This is a genomic window from Pseudomonas sp. MPB26 (assembly GCF_046605355.1).
Lineage (GTDB): Bacteria > Pseudomonadota > Gammaproteobacteria > Pseudomonadales > Pseudomonadaceae > Aquipseudomonas > Aquipseudomonas cedrina.
The window spans coordinates 2,565,952-2,580,008 of record NZ_CP176793.1 but is presented as its reverse complement, the minus strand read 5'-3'; the positions used below and the strand labels follow the sequence as shown (position 1 = coordinate 2,580,008).

General features: G+C 62.2%; 13 protein-coding genes. 1 reads left to right on the top strand and 12 read right to left on the bottom strand.

Annotation, left to right across the window (positions count from 1 at the left end):
• Nucleotides 1–5: 5 nt before the first annotated feature.
• The 9 genes from ACLH0H_RS11845 to ACLH0H_RS11805 form a co-directional block, all read right to left on the bottom strand.
• Nucleotides 6–824: a phosphoglycolate phosphatase gene (locus ACLH0H_RS11845; RefSeq protein ID WP_411382134.1), complete on the bottom strand. Its 819-nt coding sequence runs from the start codon at nt 822–824 to the stop codon at nt 6–8.
• Complete coding sequence (gene rpe, locus ACLH0H_RS11840) at nt 821–1,495, bottom strand: ribulose-phosphate 3-epimerase (protein WP_024077703.1); 675 nt, start codon at nt 1,493–1,495, stop codon at nt 821–823. Before rpe ends, ACLH0H_RS11845 begins: the two co-directional genes overlap by 4 nt.
• Nucleotides 1,496–1,579: 84 nt before the next feature.
• Entirely contained in the window at nt 1,580–2,728 is a 1,149-nt protein-coding gene (locus ACLH0H_RS11835) for an iron-containing alcohol dehydrogenase (RefSeq protein ID WP_411382133.1), read from the bottom strand.
• A 216-nt stretch (nt 2,729–2,944) separates the two neighbouring features.
• A complete protein-coding gene (locus tag ACLH0H_RS11830) occupies nt 2,945–3,769 on the bottom strand; it encodes an ABC transporter permease (RefSeq protein ID WP_411382132.1) in 825 nt (274 codons plus the stop codon).
• 12 nt (nt 3,770–3,781) lie between these two features.
• Nucleotides 3,782–5,008, bottom strand: a complete 1,227-nt coding sequence (locus ACLH0H_RS11825; protein ID WP_411382131.1) for an ABC transporter permease — start codon at nt 5,006–5,008, stop codon at nt 3,782–3,784.
• Nucleotides 5,009–5,204: 196 nt separating this feature from the next.
• On the bottom strand, nt 5,205–6,245 hold the full coding sequence (locus tag ACLH0H_RS11820) for an ABC transporter substrate-binding protein (protein WP_411382130.1): 1,041 nt from the start codon (nt 6,243–6,245) through the stop codon (nt 5,205–5,207).
• A 44-nt stretch (nt 6,246–6,289) separates the two neighbouring features.
• Nucleotides 6,290–7,402, bottom strand: a complete 1,113-nt coding sequence (locus tag ACLH0H_RS11815) for an ABC transporter ATP-binding protein (protein ID WP_411382129.1) — start codon at nt 7,400–7,402, stop codon at nt 6,290–6,292.
• 302 nt (nt 7,403–7,704) lie between these two features.
• Nucleotides 7,705–8,334, bottom strand: coding sequence for a response regulator transcription factor (locus ACLH0H_RS11810; protein WP_076953320.1), 630 nt, complete (start codon nt 8,332–8,334; stop codon nt 7,705–7,707).
• Between the two features lie 18 nt (nt 8,335–8,352).
• Nucleotides 8,353–10,347 carry a histidine kinase gene (locus ACLH0H_RS11805; RefSeq protein WP_411382128.1) on the bottom strand — a complete coding sequence of 665 codons (1,995 nt, stop codon included), beginning with the start codon at nt 10,345–10,347 and terminating at the stop codon, nt 8,353–8,355.
• A gap of 77 nt (nt 10,348–10,424) precedes the next feature.
• Here ACLH0H_RS11805 and ACLH0H_RS11800 point away from each other — a divergent pair, with 77 nt between their 5' ends.
• Nucleotides 10,425–11,399, top strand: a complete 975-nt coding sequence (locus ACLH0H_RS11800; RefSeq protein ID WP_411382127.1) for an alpha/beta hydrolase family protein — start codon at nt 10,425–10,427, stop codon at nt 11,397–11,399.
• A 143-nt stretch (nt 11,400–11,542) separates the two neighbouring features.
• On the opposite strand, the gene ACLH0H_RS11795 is transcribed toward ACLH0H_RS11800, so the two are convergent.
• From ACLH0H_RS11795 to ACLH0H_RS11785, 3 genes are read right to left on the bottom strand one after another with little or no spacing between them, the layout of a single operon-like run.
• Nucleotides 11,543–12,310, bottom strand: coding sequence for a TerB family tellurite resistance protein (locus ACLH0H_RS11795; protein ID WP_411382402.1), 768 nt, complete (start codon nt 12,308–12,310; stop codon nt 11,543–11,545).
• Between the two features lies 1 nt (nt 12,311).
• Entirely contained in the window at nt 12,312–12,986 is a 675-nt protein-coding gene (gene murU, locus ACLH0H_RS11790) for an N-acetylmuramate alpha-1-phosphate uridylyltransferase MurU (RefSeq protein ID WP_307388694.1), read from the bottom strand.
• Nucleotides 12,983–14,008: an aminoglycoside phosphotransferase family protein gene (locus ACLH0H_RS11785; protein ID WP_411382126.1), complete on the bottom strand. Its 1,026-nt coding sequence runs from the start codon at nt 14,006–14,008 to the stop codon at nt 12,983–12,985. The genes murU and ACLH0H_RS11785 overlap by 4 nt, the downstream gene beginning before the upstream one ends.
• Between the last annotated feature and the right edge of the window lie 49 nt (nt 14,009–14,057).

Sequence of the window (14,057 nt, the reverse complement as noted above, 5' to 3'; positions counted from 1 at the left end):
ATCAGTCAGGCGCGCCAACGCCAGCGGGCCAGGGCCTTGATGACTTTCATCCAGAGCTTGCGAGTGACCACCACGATGGGATTTCCAGAAGGGGACGGATCGATATCGGGCAACGTTATCTCAGCGCCAGCTCCCAAGCAACCGGGGATTAGCAGCCGCAGGTCATCAATGACCAGAGAAGGCGATTCTTCGGCGATCGGCCGCCCATGGTTGTAGCCGTAGCTGAGCGCCACGCACTGCACGCCCGCGGCCTTCGCCGCTTGCACATCACTGCGCGAATCGCCGACGAACAACGACTGCGAGGCCGGGATATTGGCCATTTTCATCACGAAAAACAGCGCCGCCGGGTCGGGTTTTTTCTGCGGCAGGGTATCGCCGCCGATGATCCAGCGGAAATAACGGCCGATTTTCATCTGGTCCAACAGCGGCGCGACGAAGCGCTCCGGCTTGTTGGTGATCAAGGCCATTTCCACGCCCTGCTTGTGCAGCCATTTGAGGGTGTCGCGCACGCCGGGGTAAACCACGGTCAATTCGTGGCTGTTTTCATAGGCGGCGTTGAACAACTCCAGGGCGTGCTCGGCTTCGACCTCATCGACACCCTCGGCATCGATATGATTGGCCAAGGCCCGGCGCACCAGCATCTGCGCGCCGTTGCCGACCCATTCACGCACCGACTCGATCCCGGCCGGCTTGCGCCCCAGCTTGAGCAGCATGGCGTCCACCGCCGCCGCCAGGTCAGGCACCGAGTCGATCAAGGTACCGTCCAGATCGAACATCACCAGCCGTGGCAACTTGCCGGGGAACAGCTGCTCAAAGCCGCTCATGGACGCGCCAGCGCCAATTCGGCGCGCATCTTCGCGATGACTTCCTGGTAGTCCGGCGCGTTGAAGATCGCCGAGCCGGCCACAAAGGTGTCGGCGCCGGCGGCAGCGATTTCGCGGATATTGTTGACGTTGACCCCACCGTCGATTTCCAGGCGGATATCACGGCCCGAGGCGTCGATCAGCGCACGCGCTTCGCGCAGCTTGTCGAGGGTGCCGGGGATGAACTTCTGCCCGCCGAAACCTGGGTTGACGCTCATCAGCAGGACCATGTCGACCTTGTCCATCACGTACTTGAGCACGTCCAGCGGCGTGGCCGGGTTGAACACCAGGCCCGCCTTGCAGCCGCCTTCGCGGATCAGTTGCAGGGTGCGGTCGACGTGCAGCGAGGCTTCCGGGTGAAAGGTGATGTAGGTCGCGCCGGCGTCAACGAAGTCACCGATGATGCGGTCCACCGGGCTGACCATCAGGTGCGCGTCGATCGGCGCGGTAATGCCGTACTTGCGCAGTGCCGCGCAGACCATCGGGCCGATGGTCAGGTTGGGCACGTAGTGGTTGTCCATGACATCGAAGTGCACGAAGTCGGCACCGGCGGCCAACACCTTGTCCACCTCTTCACCCAGGCGGGCGAAATCGGCGGAGAGAATCGATGGAGCAATGACGAAGGGCTGCATGACGCACCTTTTTTGAGCTAAATCACGATGGCGCGCATTGTATACCTCATGCTTTGCCGCGCGCACCGTGACCTGGCCTAATGGCTAGTAGGCTGCCCGATAGATTTTCTCGATGTCGGCCGCGCTGAGCTTGCGCGGGTTGTTGCGCATCAGCCGCTCGATACCCGCCGCTTCGATAGCCATGGCAGGGATGCCGTCTTCGGGAACCCCGAAACTGCGAAGGCCTGCCGGAATTTCGACGGCCGCACACAGCCGCGTCATCGCCTCCACAGCCTGGTCGGCGGCATCGTTGAGGCTCAAGCCGCTGACATTCACACCCATGGCCTGCGCAATGTCCTGCATGCGCTCCACACAGGCCAGCTTGTTCCAGTGCATCACATAAGGCAGCAACAGCGCGTTACTTACGCCATGAGCAATATTGAACCGTCCACCCAGCGGGTACGCCAACGCATGCACCGCACCGACCCCGGCGTTACCGAATGCCATGCCGGCCATCAGGCTGGCAGTGGCCATATCGTCGCGGGCCTGCAGGTTGGCCGGGTTGGCGTAGGCCTTGGGCAACGCATTGGCGATCAGCTTGATCGCGCCAATCGCCAAAGCGTCGGTGATCGGCGAAGCGTTCAGTGACAGGTAAGACTCGATGGCATGCACCAGCGCATCCACGCCACTGGCGGCCGTGACGCTGCGCGGGCAGGTCAGGGTCATTTGCGGGCTGATCAGCGCCACATCCGGCAGCAGGAAATCGCTGACGATGCCTTTTTTAAGCTGCGCGGCCTTGTCGGAGAGAATCGCCACGTTGGTCACCTCCGAACCGGTGCCGGCTGTGGTGGGGATGGCGATCAGCGGCGGGCCCTTGCGCGGCACCTGGTCGACGCCGAACAAATCCGCCAGGGCGCCGTGGTAGCCGGCATAGGCGGCCACGCTTTTGGCGATGTCGATGGCACTGCCGCCGCCCAGCCCGATCAGGCCGTCGTGCCCGCCCTCGCGGTAAACCCGCATGCAGTCTTCGACGATGGCGATCTCCGGGTCGGGCAGCACGCGGTCGAAGATTTCATAGGGGCGTTCCCCCAGGTATTCAAGCGCCAGCGCCACCGTGCCGGACTTGACCAGCGCTGCGTCGGTGACAATCAGCGGGTTATCCACATCCAGGCGCGTGAGCTCAGAGGCCAGTTGTTCGATGGCACCTTCGCCGGTCAGCAGTTTGTGGGCGATCTTGAATGAGGAAGTACTCATGTGCGCGGCCTCTTATTGATAGATGGGCTGGCACAAGAGTAGCTGATGCAGATGGGTTGTCTGCCATTCAGCGGCTGAATGGTTATTTCGGGTTCAACACAGCTCCCCTGTGGGAGCGGGCTTGCTCGCGAATGCGGTGGGTCAGTCAGTACATGTGTAGCTGAACCACCGCTTTCGCGAGCAAGCCCGCTCCCACATTTTGATCTCCGTTTGGCTTCAGGCCTGCGCAGTACGCAGTTTCTCGCTACGCCCGCGCAACCATTCCAGGGTCAGCAACAGCAGCACCGAGAAGGCAATCAGCAGGGTCGCCGCGGCGGCAATCGTCGGGCTGAGGTTCTCGCGGATGCCGCTGAACATCTGGCGCGGCAAGGTGGCTTGCTCGGGGCCGGCGAGGAACAGGGTCACCACCACCTCATCGAACGAGGTGGCAAAGGCAAACAGCGCCCCAGAGATTACCCCCGGCGCGATCAACGGCAAGGTCACCCGGCGAAACGCGGTCAGCGGCGAAGCACCGAGACTGGCCGCCGCCCGCACCAGGTTGTGGTTGAACCCCTGCAAGGTCGCCGACACGGTGATGATCACAAATGGCACGCCCAGCACCGCATGCACCACGATCAGCGAGAAGAAGCTGTTGCCCAGGCCCAGTGGCGCAAAGAACAGGTAACTGGCTACGCCGATGATCACCACCGGCACCACCATCGGTGATATCACCAGCGCCATTACCAACGCCTTGCCGGGGAAATCGCCGCGGGTCAGGCCGATAGCTGCCAGCGTGCCGAACACCATGGCCAGCAGCGTGGCGGCCGGCGCGACGATGATGCTGTTCTTGAGTGCACGCATCCATTCGGCGGAGGCGAAGAAATCCTGGTACCAGTGCAGCGAGAAGCCTTGCAGCGGATACACCAGGAAACTGCCGCTATTGAACGACAGCGGGATGATCACCAGCACCGGCAGAATCAAAAACAGCAGGATCAAGCCGCAGAGGATCCGCAAACTGTAGAACCACACCCGCTCAACGGGCGACATATAAGGGCTCAGCATCGCTAGGTCTCCTTAGCTCAGGCGCAGGCGACTGGCGCCTACCAGCCGGTTGTAGATCAGGTACAGCACCACGGTGGCCAGCAGCAGCAAGCCGCCCAACGCCGTTGCCATGCCCCAGTTGATGCTGGTGTTGGTATAGAACGCCACGAAGTAACTGACCATCTGGTCGTTCGGGCTGCCCAGCAATGCCGGGGTGATGTAGTAACCAATCGCCAGGATGAACACCAACAGGCAACCGGCGCCCACGCCGGCGTAGGTCTGTGGGAAATACACGCGCCAAAAGCTGGCGAACGGATGACAGCCCAGGGAAATCGCCGCGCGCATGTAAGTAGGCGAGATGCCCTTCATCACGCTGTAGATCGGCAGAATCATGAACGGCAACAGGATGTGCACCATGGAGATGTAGACCCCGGTGCGGTTGAACACCAGTTCCAGCGGTGTATCGATCAGCCCTAAGCCCATCAGTGCGCTGTTGATCAGCCCACCGGACTGCAGCAACACGATCCACGCCGCTACCCGTACCAGGATCGACGTCCAGAACGGCAATAACACCAGGATCATCAGCAAGTTGCTTTTACGCGCCGGCAGGTTGGCCAGCAGGTACGCCAGGGGATAGGCCAGCAGCAGGCAGATCGCCGTGATCACCAAGCCCATCCAGAAGGTGCGGGCGAAGATGTCCAGGTAAATCGCCTGGTCCGGCGTGGCCGGTGCGACCTCGCCGAGGTCGTCGATGCGGTGATCGACCGCCGCCAGCAGGTAGAACGGCGTCACGCTGCTGGTGTTGCGCCGGATCGCCTGCCAGTACGCCGGGTCGCCCCAGCGTTCGTCGAGGTTTTCCAGCGCTTCTTTATAGGAGCCGGGCACTTCACTGAATGGCAGCGCCCGCGCGGTTTTGGTCAACAGGCTGCGATAGCCGGCCAGTTCCATGTTCAAGCGCTTGGACAGATCGCCCAGGGTCTGGTTTTTGCGCGCTTCGCCCAAGTCTTCGGTGAGTGCCTGGTACACCGGCTCGCCCGGCAAGCCACGACCATCCCAGGCCGTCACTGCCACGACGGTACGCGGCAAACCGGCCACCACCTCCGGGTTGCCGACACTCTTGAAAAGCAGTGCAACGATCGGCACCAGGAACACCAGCAGCAAAAACAGCACCAGCGGCGCGATCAAGGCCTGGGCCTTCCAGCGATTAAGCCGTTCGGCACGCGCCAGGCGCTGCTTGAGGGTGGGAATGGCGATGGCCATGGCAAGCTCCGGATATAAAAATAAATGCAATCTGCTCGACACAGCAGATCTCATGTGGGGCGGGCTTTTTGTGGGAGCGGGCTTGCTCGCGAATGCGGTATGACAGTCAATACATAAGCAGACTGGTCCACCGCTTTCGCGAGCAAGCCCGCTCCCACAGTTACCGGTTCCCACAGATGCTCAGAGGCGCTCCCGGTTACTTGGCCGCCCACGAATTGAAGCGCTGCTCCAACTGCTCGCCGTTGTCCGCCCAGAAGCTCACGTCGATCTGCACCTGGTTGGCGATGTTTTCCGGGGTGGTCGGCATGTCCTTGAGGATGTCCTTGGCCAGCAGCGGCACGGCTTGAGTATTGGCCGGGCCGTAGGCGATATTTTCCGAGTAGGTTTTCTGCTGCTGCGGCTGCACCGAGAAGGCGATGAATTTCTTCGCCGCCTCGGCACGGTCCTTGGCCAGGCCCTTGGGAATGGCCCAGGCGTCAAAGTCGTAGATACCGCCGTTCCACACTACTTTCAGGTTGCTTTCTTTCTGCACGGCGGCGATGCGGCCGTTGTAGGCCGAGCTCATCACCACGTCACCCGAAGCGAGGTATTGCGGCGGCTGTGCACCGGCTTCCCACCACTGGATCGAGGGCTTGAGTTCGTCGAGTTTCTTGAACGCGCGGTCCTGGCCATCCTTGCCGGCCAGCACTTTGTAGACGTCCTTGGGCGCTACACCGTCCGCCATCAGCGCGAATTCCAAGGTGTACTTGGCGCCTTTACGCAGGCCGCGCTTGCCCGGGAATTTCTTGGTGTCCCAGAAATCCGCCCAGCTGGTCGGCGCGCTGGTGAGTTTGTCGGCGTTGTAGGCCAGCACCGTCGACCATACGAAGAAGCCCACGCCGCATGGCTGGATCGCGCCTTTCACATAGTCGGCGCTGTTGCCGAACAGTTTCGGGTCCAACGGCTCGAACATGTCTTCGTCACAACCACGGGACAGTTCCGGTGATTCCACTTCCACCAGGTCCCAGGACACGCTCTTGGTGTCAACCATGGCCTTGACCTTGGCCATTTCACCGTTGTACTCCCCGGCGACGATCTTGCCGTTGCCAGCGCTTTCCCACGGTGCATAGAAAGCCTTGACCTGGGCCGCCTTGTTCGCGCCGCCAAAGGACACGACCGTCAGGTCCGGGCCGGCCATGGCCTGGGTCGCGCCGATCAGGCCAAGCGCCAGCGCTGAATACTTAAGGGATCTCAACATTGTTGTGCTCTCCACGTGCAGGGTTGGTGAAGCCAGGGGGGCGATCAATTCGCCTCTAGAAGTGGGTCGAGTGCGCGAACGTGCTCGACTTGCCAGCCAATCGGTACCACGTCGCCGACCGCCAGGGCTGGATCCAACTCGGCAATCGGTTGTTTCACAAAAAAATCGGCCTTGCCGCAGACTTCCAGGCGTACGCGCACGTGGTCGCCCAGGTAGATGAACTCCGCCACACGTCCCGAAAACCGATTGACGCACGCTTCGCTCGAACCATTCAGGCTGACGCGTTCCGGGCGCACCGACAGGGTCACCGGGCCGCCGACCTGGCCGACGTTTACCGCCAGCGCCTCGACCTTCTCGCCGCGCGCCAACGCCACCACGCAGCGCTCGCCGGTGTGGCTGTGCAGGCGGCCATTGAGGCGGTTGTTCTCGCCGATAAAGTTGGCGACAAAGGTGTTTTTCGGCTCTTCGTACAAAGTGCGCGGTGCGGCGATCTGCTGGATCTCGCCCTGATGGAACACCGCCACGCGGTCGGACATGGTCAACGCTTCGCCCTGATCGTGGGTCACGTACACCACCGTCACGCCGAGGCGCTGGTGCAGGTGCTTGATCTCCATCTGCATGTGTTCGCGCAATTGCTTGTCGAGGGCGCCAAGGGGCTCGTCCATCAGTACCAGCTGCGGCTCGAACACCAGCGCCCGTGCCAGGGCCACGCGCTGTTGCTGGCCACCGGAGAGTTGCGCCGGGTAACGCTGGGCGAAGGCGTCGAGCTGGACCATGCTCAGCACGCGTTTGACCCGTTCGCTGATATCGGTCTTGCTCAAACCGCGTACCGAGAGCGGGAACGCCAGGTTCTCGGCGACGGTCATGTGCGGAAACAATGCGTAGTTCTGGAACACCATGCCGATGTCGCGTTTATGCGGCGGCACGTTGTTGATCGAGCGCCCGGCCAGCTGGATTTCCCCGGCGGTCGGCGTCTCGAAGCCGGCGAGCATCATCAGGCTGGTGGTCTTGCCCGAACCGGAAGGCCCGAGCAGGGTCAGGAACTCGCCCTTGCGAATCTCCAGGTTGAGGTCTTTGACGATCAGGTTCTCGCCGTCGTAGCTTTTTTGCACGCCACGAAAGCTGACCAGCACATCATTTGAATCCACCTCGCTCATACCCGCACCTTTGTGTTTTGGACTGCTGTGGCACAAGCGTAGCCCACGCCCAAGCCCCCGGAAATCGGGGGCCAGGAGAGAATGGCATCAGCCGGATGGAAGGTTCGGGGTAGGGATCGCCCTACACGGATGGCGGGGATGGAACAGTGCCACGAGCAAGCACATACAAACGGGCACCTATAGCAGGTCGTAAATAGATATGCCCCTTGTAGGAGCGAGCTTGCTCGCGAAAATCGTTAACGAAAACGCAGCGCGTCAGGGTTCACGCGGCGCTCTCTGGCTTTTCGCGAGCAAGCTCGCTCCTACAAGAGTTTGTGTTCCATGGCGTACTTCACCAGTTCAGCCAGGGACGTGATATGCAGCTTTTGCATCAGCCGCGCCTTGTGGGTACTGATGGTCTTGCTGCTCAGCGCCAGTTGCTGGGCGATGTCGTTGACATTGGCGCCTTGGGCCAGGCGCTCGAACACCGAGAACTCGCGCTCCGAGAGCAATGAATGCAACGGCCGGGCATCGGTGAGGCCGACTTCGAAGACCATCCGGTCGGCCAGGTCAGGGTCGATATAGCGCCCGCCCGCCGCGACCTTGCGAATCGCCGTCAGCAACAGCGCCGGATCGCTGTCCTTGGTGGCGTAGCCGGCGGCGCCGACCTTCAAGGCGCGGGCGGCCATTTGCGCTTCGTCGTGCATCGACAGCACCAGGATCGCCGGCGGGTGGCTCAGTGCACGGATCCGCGCGATGGCTTCAAGGCCGTTGACGCCGGGCATCGAGATATCCAGCAACACCACCTCGCAAGGCACGTGGCGCAGGGTCTCCAGCAGTTGCTCGCCATTGCTCGCTTCGCCGACCACTAACAGGTCTTTGGCCAGGCCTATCAATTGCTTGATGCCTTCACGAACGATGGTGTGGTCTTCGGCTACCAGTACGCGGATCACAGGGACTTCCTCTTGGTGTTATGCATCCAATGGCACCGTGACACTCAGGGTGGTGCCCTCCCCCAACTCGCTGTCCAGGCTCAACTGCCCGCCCATGATCAACACCCGCTCGCGCATGCCCACCAGGCCGAACGACACCGGACGGCCCTGGGCCGGCACAAACCCTGCGCCATCGTCGCTGATGGTCAGCCGCAGGTCCGTGCCCTCCACGGCAAGGGTCAGTTCCACAGTATGCGCCTGGGCATGACGCATCACATTGGTCAGCGCCTCCTGCAGAATCCGGAACAGGCCAATGGCCTTGGCATCGCTCAAGGCCGGCAGGTTATCCGGAACCTGCACTAGGCAGGGAATGTGCGTGCGCGCTTCGAAGCGCCGGGCCTGCCACTCGATGGCCGAGGCGATTCCGGCGTCAAGAATTGGCGGGCGCAGCGCTGTCGCCACGTCCCGCACCAATTGGAAAAGCTGGGCGATCAAGCGCTTCATGCTGTTCAAGCGTTCATGCAAGCCGGGATCAAGCTGCGCATAGGCCAGCTCGCACATTGAGGTCTCGAGCTTAAGCACCGTGAGCATTTGCCCCAGCTCGTCGTGTACCTCACGGGCGATGCGCGCCTTTTCTTCTTCACGCACAGTTTCCAGGTGGGCGGACAATTCGCGCAGTTGCGCCTCACTTTGCAGCAAGGCCGCCAGGGTGCGGCGCAACTCCGTTACGTCATTGAGGTAGACCACCAGGTATTCGGCCTCGGCAAAGCGCAGGAAGCTCAAGGACACATTGGTCGGCAGGATGCTGCCATCGGCACGCCGACAATCGGTGGCGAAGTTCTGCGGGCCGTCTTCACTGGCCCGTGCGCGTTTCCACAGGTTGAGCCAACGGTCCATGTCCAGGCTTGGGTCAAGGTCGACCAAGGGCCGTTCGATCAGCGCACCGGGCGCGTAGCCAAGCATGCTTTCAGCCGCACGATTGGCGTAGCGCACATGGCTGTCCCAGTTGACCCAGAGGATGCCGACAGTGCTTTGGTCGATGGAAAACTGCGTCAACCGCAGCGCTTCGGCCCCGGCGGCGCGGGCCGCGGTTTCTTCACGCGCGGCCAGCAGACCGTGCTCCAGCACCCGCTGCTGGCGGCGCTGCCAGAACACGACGGCCAGGCTGGCCAGCAGCAACAGGCCCAGCAACAGGCTGAGGTTTTGCCACAGGCCGGGGGATTGCGTCATGTGCGGATATTTGGGCTGCAACCAGCGGTTGTGCAGTTGGTCCAGATCGCGGGCCGGGATGGCGCGCAAGGCACTTTCCATGATGCCGGCCAGTTCCGGCCATTCGCGCCGCGTCGCCACCCGAAGCAATTGCGGCAGGCCGACATCACCCACCACCGCCAGCCCGGCAAATTCAGCTTCGCCAGACAAGCGGCTCAATTGCGCTTCATCCACCACCGCGTACCGCGCCTGCTGGCTCACCAGCAATTGCAGGGCCTGACGCTCCATCGGCACACCTTGCAGGTTGAGACCGGGATAGGTGCTGCGCAGGTAATCGGCCACGGCGCTGGGCATGCGCACAGCGACGCGCGATTGCTCATCGAGCTTATCCAGCTCCACGGCGCCGCCGCCCTCGCGGGTACCGACGATAAGTTGCGGCACGCGCATGTAAGGGTCGGTGAACGACCACAGGCGCAGGCTGGCCGGGGTCTGTTGCAGGCCGGGGGCGATATCCACCTCGCCCTCGCGCACGGCAGCTTCCAGTTGTTCCTGATTGGGGAAGTTGCGCCAGGTCAGCTCGATGCTCAGCGCCTTGGCCAACCCTTGCATCAACTCGACATTGGCCCCGGACAGGCGCTGCAAACGCCGATCGTACTGCGCGTAGGGCGCCTGCAACACCAGGCCCACCCGAAGCTCGGGGTGCCGGGCCAGCCAGTCGCGTTGCTGCGCATTGAGCTGCGCCTGGGGCGCGGCGGGCGCGGGGGCGGCATTTGCCATCAAGGCAAGGCACAAACAGCCGATAACCAGCAGACAGCGAAAACCCATGATCCACGTCTCACATCACTGACAAATACTGACCAACCCATTAGGCTGCTGGAATCACTTCTGGCCGGGAATTAACGATGCCCTTTCTCCACCGTTCAGCACTGCCAGCATTGTGCCTGTCGCTGCTTTTTACCAGTGCCTTTTCTGTACAGGCTGCTGACGCACCCGCACCTGAAGCCGAAAAACCTGTCGAGCGCCAACCCTTGCCCCAGCGCAGCCAGGAAGAAGCCAGTGCCTTGGAACGCAAAATCCCGCAACAGGAACAGCAACAATTGCAGGCCGGCAGCGACTCATTCCTCGCTCTTTGGAAGCCGGCCAACAGCGCCGAGCCCGAAGGCGTGGTGATTATCGTGCCAGGCGCCGGCGAGACGGCTGACTGGCCGCAAGCAATCAGCCCGTTGCGACATAAATTGCCGGATACCAATTGGGGCAGCCTCAGCCTGTCGTTGCCGGATGTAAGCGTTGATACCCTGCCGCCGCGCGTGATGGAAGCGCCCCAGGCCACGGTCGACACCAGCAGCAAGGAAGCCAGTACCGCCGACAAGCCCATCGAGCAGGCCGCCAGCGCCGAGGCCGAAGGGACTGACCCGGCGGTGGTGCCTGGCGCCGACGAGCAGGACAAGACCGACGCGTCGCGCATCTTTGCCCGCATCGACGCTGCGGTCGCGTTCGCCCAGACGCAGAGCGCACGCAGTGTGGTGCTGCTCGGGCACGGCACTGGCGCTTGGTGGGCGGCGCGCTATTTGAGCGAGAAGCAGCCGTCTCAGGTGCAGAAGTTCGTGATGGTCGCGGCAAAGACGCCCAACGCGCGCCATCCGGACGTGCAGCAACTGGCCCCGAGCCTGAAGGTGCCGACCGCTGACATCTACTATCAAGACGACGCTCAATCACGCAAAAGCGCCCTCGCCCGCGCTCAGGCGGCCAAGCGCTTGAAGAATGACGGTTACAAGCAGGTATCGCTGAAGACCGTGCCCGGCAACAGCGCTGCGGAGCAGGAGCAGTTGTATCGCAGGGTCCGCGGGTGGTTGAGCCCGCAGCCGAACTCGGACTAAGGGAACACCGCGAATCCCCCTTGTGGGAGCGGGCTTGCTCGCGAATGCGGTGGGTCAGTCAGCACATTTGACACTGATCCACCGCATTCGCGAGCAAGCCCGCTCCCACAGGGGAATGGGTTATCAACGTGAATAAGTGATCGCTAACGAAAATCCCGCCGTTCACGAATCAACGTATAGGCATTATGCAATTCGCGCGTGCGCTCGGTGGCGTCCCGCACTTGCGCGGGGCTGGCGCCGGTGCCGGCGATCTTGTCCGGATGATGCCGACTGAGCAGGCGGCGGTAGGCGCGCTTGATAGCCGCCGGTTCGGTGGTGGCCGTCACGCCCAGCAAGCGCAACGCGTCCTGATAGGTAACGCTGCGATTGACCAGCGGCTTGCGCTCCGGCGTGTAGTCGGCAGCCAACGCCTGCAGTTGTTGCGGCGTCCACCCCAGCCATTTGCCCCACAGGTCGATCAGGTCACGCTCGGCGTCATCGGCCCTGCCATCCGCCCAGACCATGCGCCAGCACGCGCGCAACACGCCTTCCGCCGCGTGGGGCTGAGCCTTGAGAACACGCAGGTAGTTGCGCACCCGATCGGAGCCGGACTTGCCGCGATTGAAGGCGGCAATCGCGCGGCGCTGGGCTGATTCGGTCATATCCAGCGAGCGCATTTCCTGGCGCGCCTGCTGGATATGTCCATCGACCACTCGCCCATTGCTCTTGGCCAGGCGCCCCAGCAACACAAACAGCAGTTCATCATTGCGCAACGCCGGGCGCCCGCCGAGGCGCTCGCGCAACTGCGCCCAACTTTGCAATTGCAGGCGGCGGTCCAGTGCCTGCCCCAGCAATGCCCCCAACAAAGCCCCCGGAATACTGGCTATGGCAAAGCCAGCCCCGGCGCCGATCAGCGTCCCTGGCCACAGCATGTTACTGCCCCGCTGCCAGCAGGGTTTCGACTTGCGCCAGGCGCTCCAGCGTGCCGACATCGATCCAGCGTCCCGCCATGTGTTCCCCCGTTACCAGACCTTTGGCCATGGCCGCCCGCAACAGCGGCGCCAGCTTGAAGGCACCGGCACTGCAACCCGCAAACAGCTTGGGGTCGAGTACTGAAATGCCACTGAAGGTCAGGTTATCGGCACCGGCCGCCGCATCATGAAGCAAACCGTGATCCAGGTAGAAATCGCCCCCTGAGGGGTGATGCGCCGGGTTATCGACCATCACCAGATGAGCCAGGCCCTTGAGTGGCTGCTTGAGCCGGGTGAAATCGTAGTCGGTCCAGATATCGCCGTTGACGACCAGAAAGGGTTCATCTCCCAGCAACGCCAGCGCCTGGAAAATCCCACCGCCGGTTTCCAGCGGTTCACCCTCGGGGGAGTAGCGGATGCGCACGCCAAACTGCGCGCCATCTCCCAGGTAGCCTTCGATCTGCTGGCCGAGCCAGGCATGGTTGATCACGATATCAGTGAAACCGGCCTTGGCCAGCGCTTCCAGGTGATACTCGATCAGGCGCTTGCCGCCGGCCTGCACCAGCGGCTTGGGCGTGTGCAGGGTAAGCGGGCGCATGCGCTCGCCTTTGCCGGCCGCCAGGATCATCGCCTTCATACGCTTGCCTCGACGGGTTGACGCAGGCTGGCCAGCAGTTCGCCCAACTCGCGCAACTCCGCACGGTCGGCCAGCACCGCTTCTATATAGGCAAAGAAGCGCGGCACGTCAGCCAGATAGCGTGGCTTGCCGTCGCGGTGGCAAATGCGCGCAAAGATACCGATCACCTTGAGGTGACGCTGCACGCCCATCAGGTCGCTGGCGCGCTGGAAGTCGTCAAAGTCCGCCTGCACCGGGATACCGGCTTGAACCGCACGCTCCCAATAGCCACGCTGCCATTCGCGCACACGCGCCTTCGGCCAACTGAGGAAGGCGTCCTTGAACAGGCAGGTAATGTCGTAGGTCACGGGCCCATAGACTGCATCCTGGAAATCCAGCACGCCTGGGCTCGGCTCGCTGATCATCAGGTTGCGCGGCATGTAGTCGCGGTGCACCAGCACTTGGGGCTGCGCAAGGGCGCTGTCGATCAAAAGGTCGCTGGCACGCTGCCAAAGCGCTTGTTGCTGCGCATCCAGCTGGACACCCAAGTGGCGGCGAACGTACCACTCTGGAAACAATTCGAGCTCGCGACGCAGCAAGGCGACGTCATAGCTGGGCAGTGGCGCGTCCATCGGGAGCTGCTGGAAAGCCAGCAAGGCGTCGATGGCATCGGCAAACAATTGATCGGCATTTTGCTCGTCAATCACGTCCAGATAGGTTTTTCTGCCCAGGTCATTGAGCAAAAGAAAGCCTCGCGGCAAATCTTCTGCATAAATTTTTGGCACATTTATGCCTGACTTCGCCAGCAAATGCGCGATATCGACGAAAGGTTTGCAGTTTTCCTGAGGGGGTGGAGCGTCCATCACGACGAGTGTCCGGCCACCGCCTTCCCAACGGAAATAGCGCCTGAAACTCGCGTCGCTGCTGGCCGCGGTCAATGTAGCCGGGGGTACGGAGCCCCAATCCTGAGCGTTGAAAAGAATCGGCAACTGCTCATCCAGCCAGACTTCCAGCTGTTGTAAACGTAGATCTTGCTCGGGCATTACAAGGGTCTCCGACGGCGCTAGCCGTCAAGCGGGGCATGCTTTATTA

What these genes read in the sequence shown, in the direction of transcription:
- ACLH0H_RS11845 (WP_411382134.1), bottom strand. Translation starts at nt 824, where the DNA reads ATGAGCGGCTTTGAGCAGCTGTTCCCCGGCAAGTTGCCACGGCTGGTG.
- rpe (WP_024077703.1), bottom strand. Translation starts at nt 1,495, where the DNA reads ATGCAGCCCTTCGTCATTGCTCCATCGATTCTCTCCGCCGATTTCGCC.
- ACLH0H_RS11835 (WP_411382133.1), bottom strand. Translation starts at nt 2,728, where the DNA reads ATGAGTACTTCCTCATTCAAGATCGCCCACAAACTGCTGACCGGCGAA.
- ACLH0H_RS11830 (WP_411382132.1), bottom strand. Translation starts at nt 3,769, where the DNA reads ATGCTGAGCCCTTATATGTCGCCCGTTGAGCGGGTGTGGTTCTACAGT.
- ACLH0H_RS11825 (WP_411382131.1), bottom strand. Translation starts at nt 5,008, where the DNA reads ATGGCCATCGCCATTCCCACCCTCAAGCAGCGCCTGGCGCGTGCCGAA.
- ACLH0H_RS11820 (WP_411382130.1), bottom strand. Translation starts at nt 6,245, where the DNA reads ATGTTGAGATCCCTTAAGTATTCAGCGCTGGCGCTTGGCCTGATCGGC.
- ACLH0H_RS11815 (WP_411382129.1), bottom strand. Translation starts at nt 7,402, where the DNA reads ATGAGCGAGGTGGATTCAAATGATGTGCTGGTCAGCTTTCGTGGCGTG.
- ACLH0H_RS11805 (WP_411382128.1), bottom strand. Translation starts at nt 10,347, where the DNA reads ATGGGTTTTCGCTGTCTGCTGGTTATCGGCTGTTTGTGCCTTGCCTTG.
- ACLH0H_RS11800 (WP_411382127.1), top strand. Translation starts at nt 10,425, where the DNA reads ATGCCCTTTCTCCACCGTTCAGCACTGCCAGCATTGTGCCTGTCGCTG.
- ACLH0H_RS11795 (WP_411382402.1), bottom strand. Translation starts at nt 12,310, where the DNA reads ATGCTGTGGCCAGGGACGCTGATCGGCGCCGGGGCTGGCTTTGCCATA.
- murU (WP_307388694.1), bottom strand. Translation starts at nt 12,986, where the DNA reads ATGAAGGCGATGATCCTGGCGGCCGGCAAAGGCGAGCGCATGCGCCCG.
- ACLH0H_RS11785 (WP_411382126.1), bottom strand. Translation starts at nt 14,008, where the DNA reads ATGCCCGAGCAAGATCTACGTTTACAACAGCTGGAAGTCTGGCTGGAT.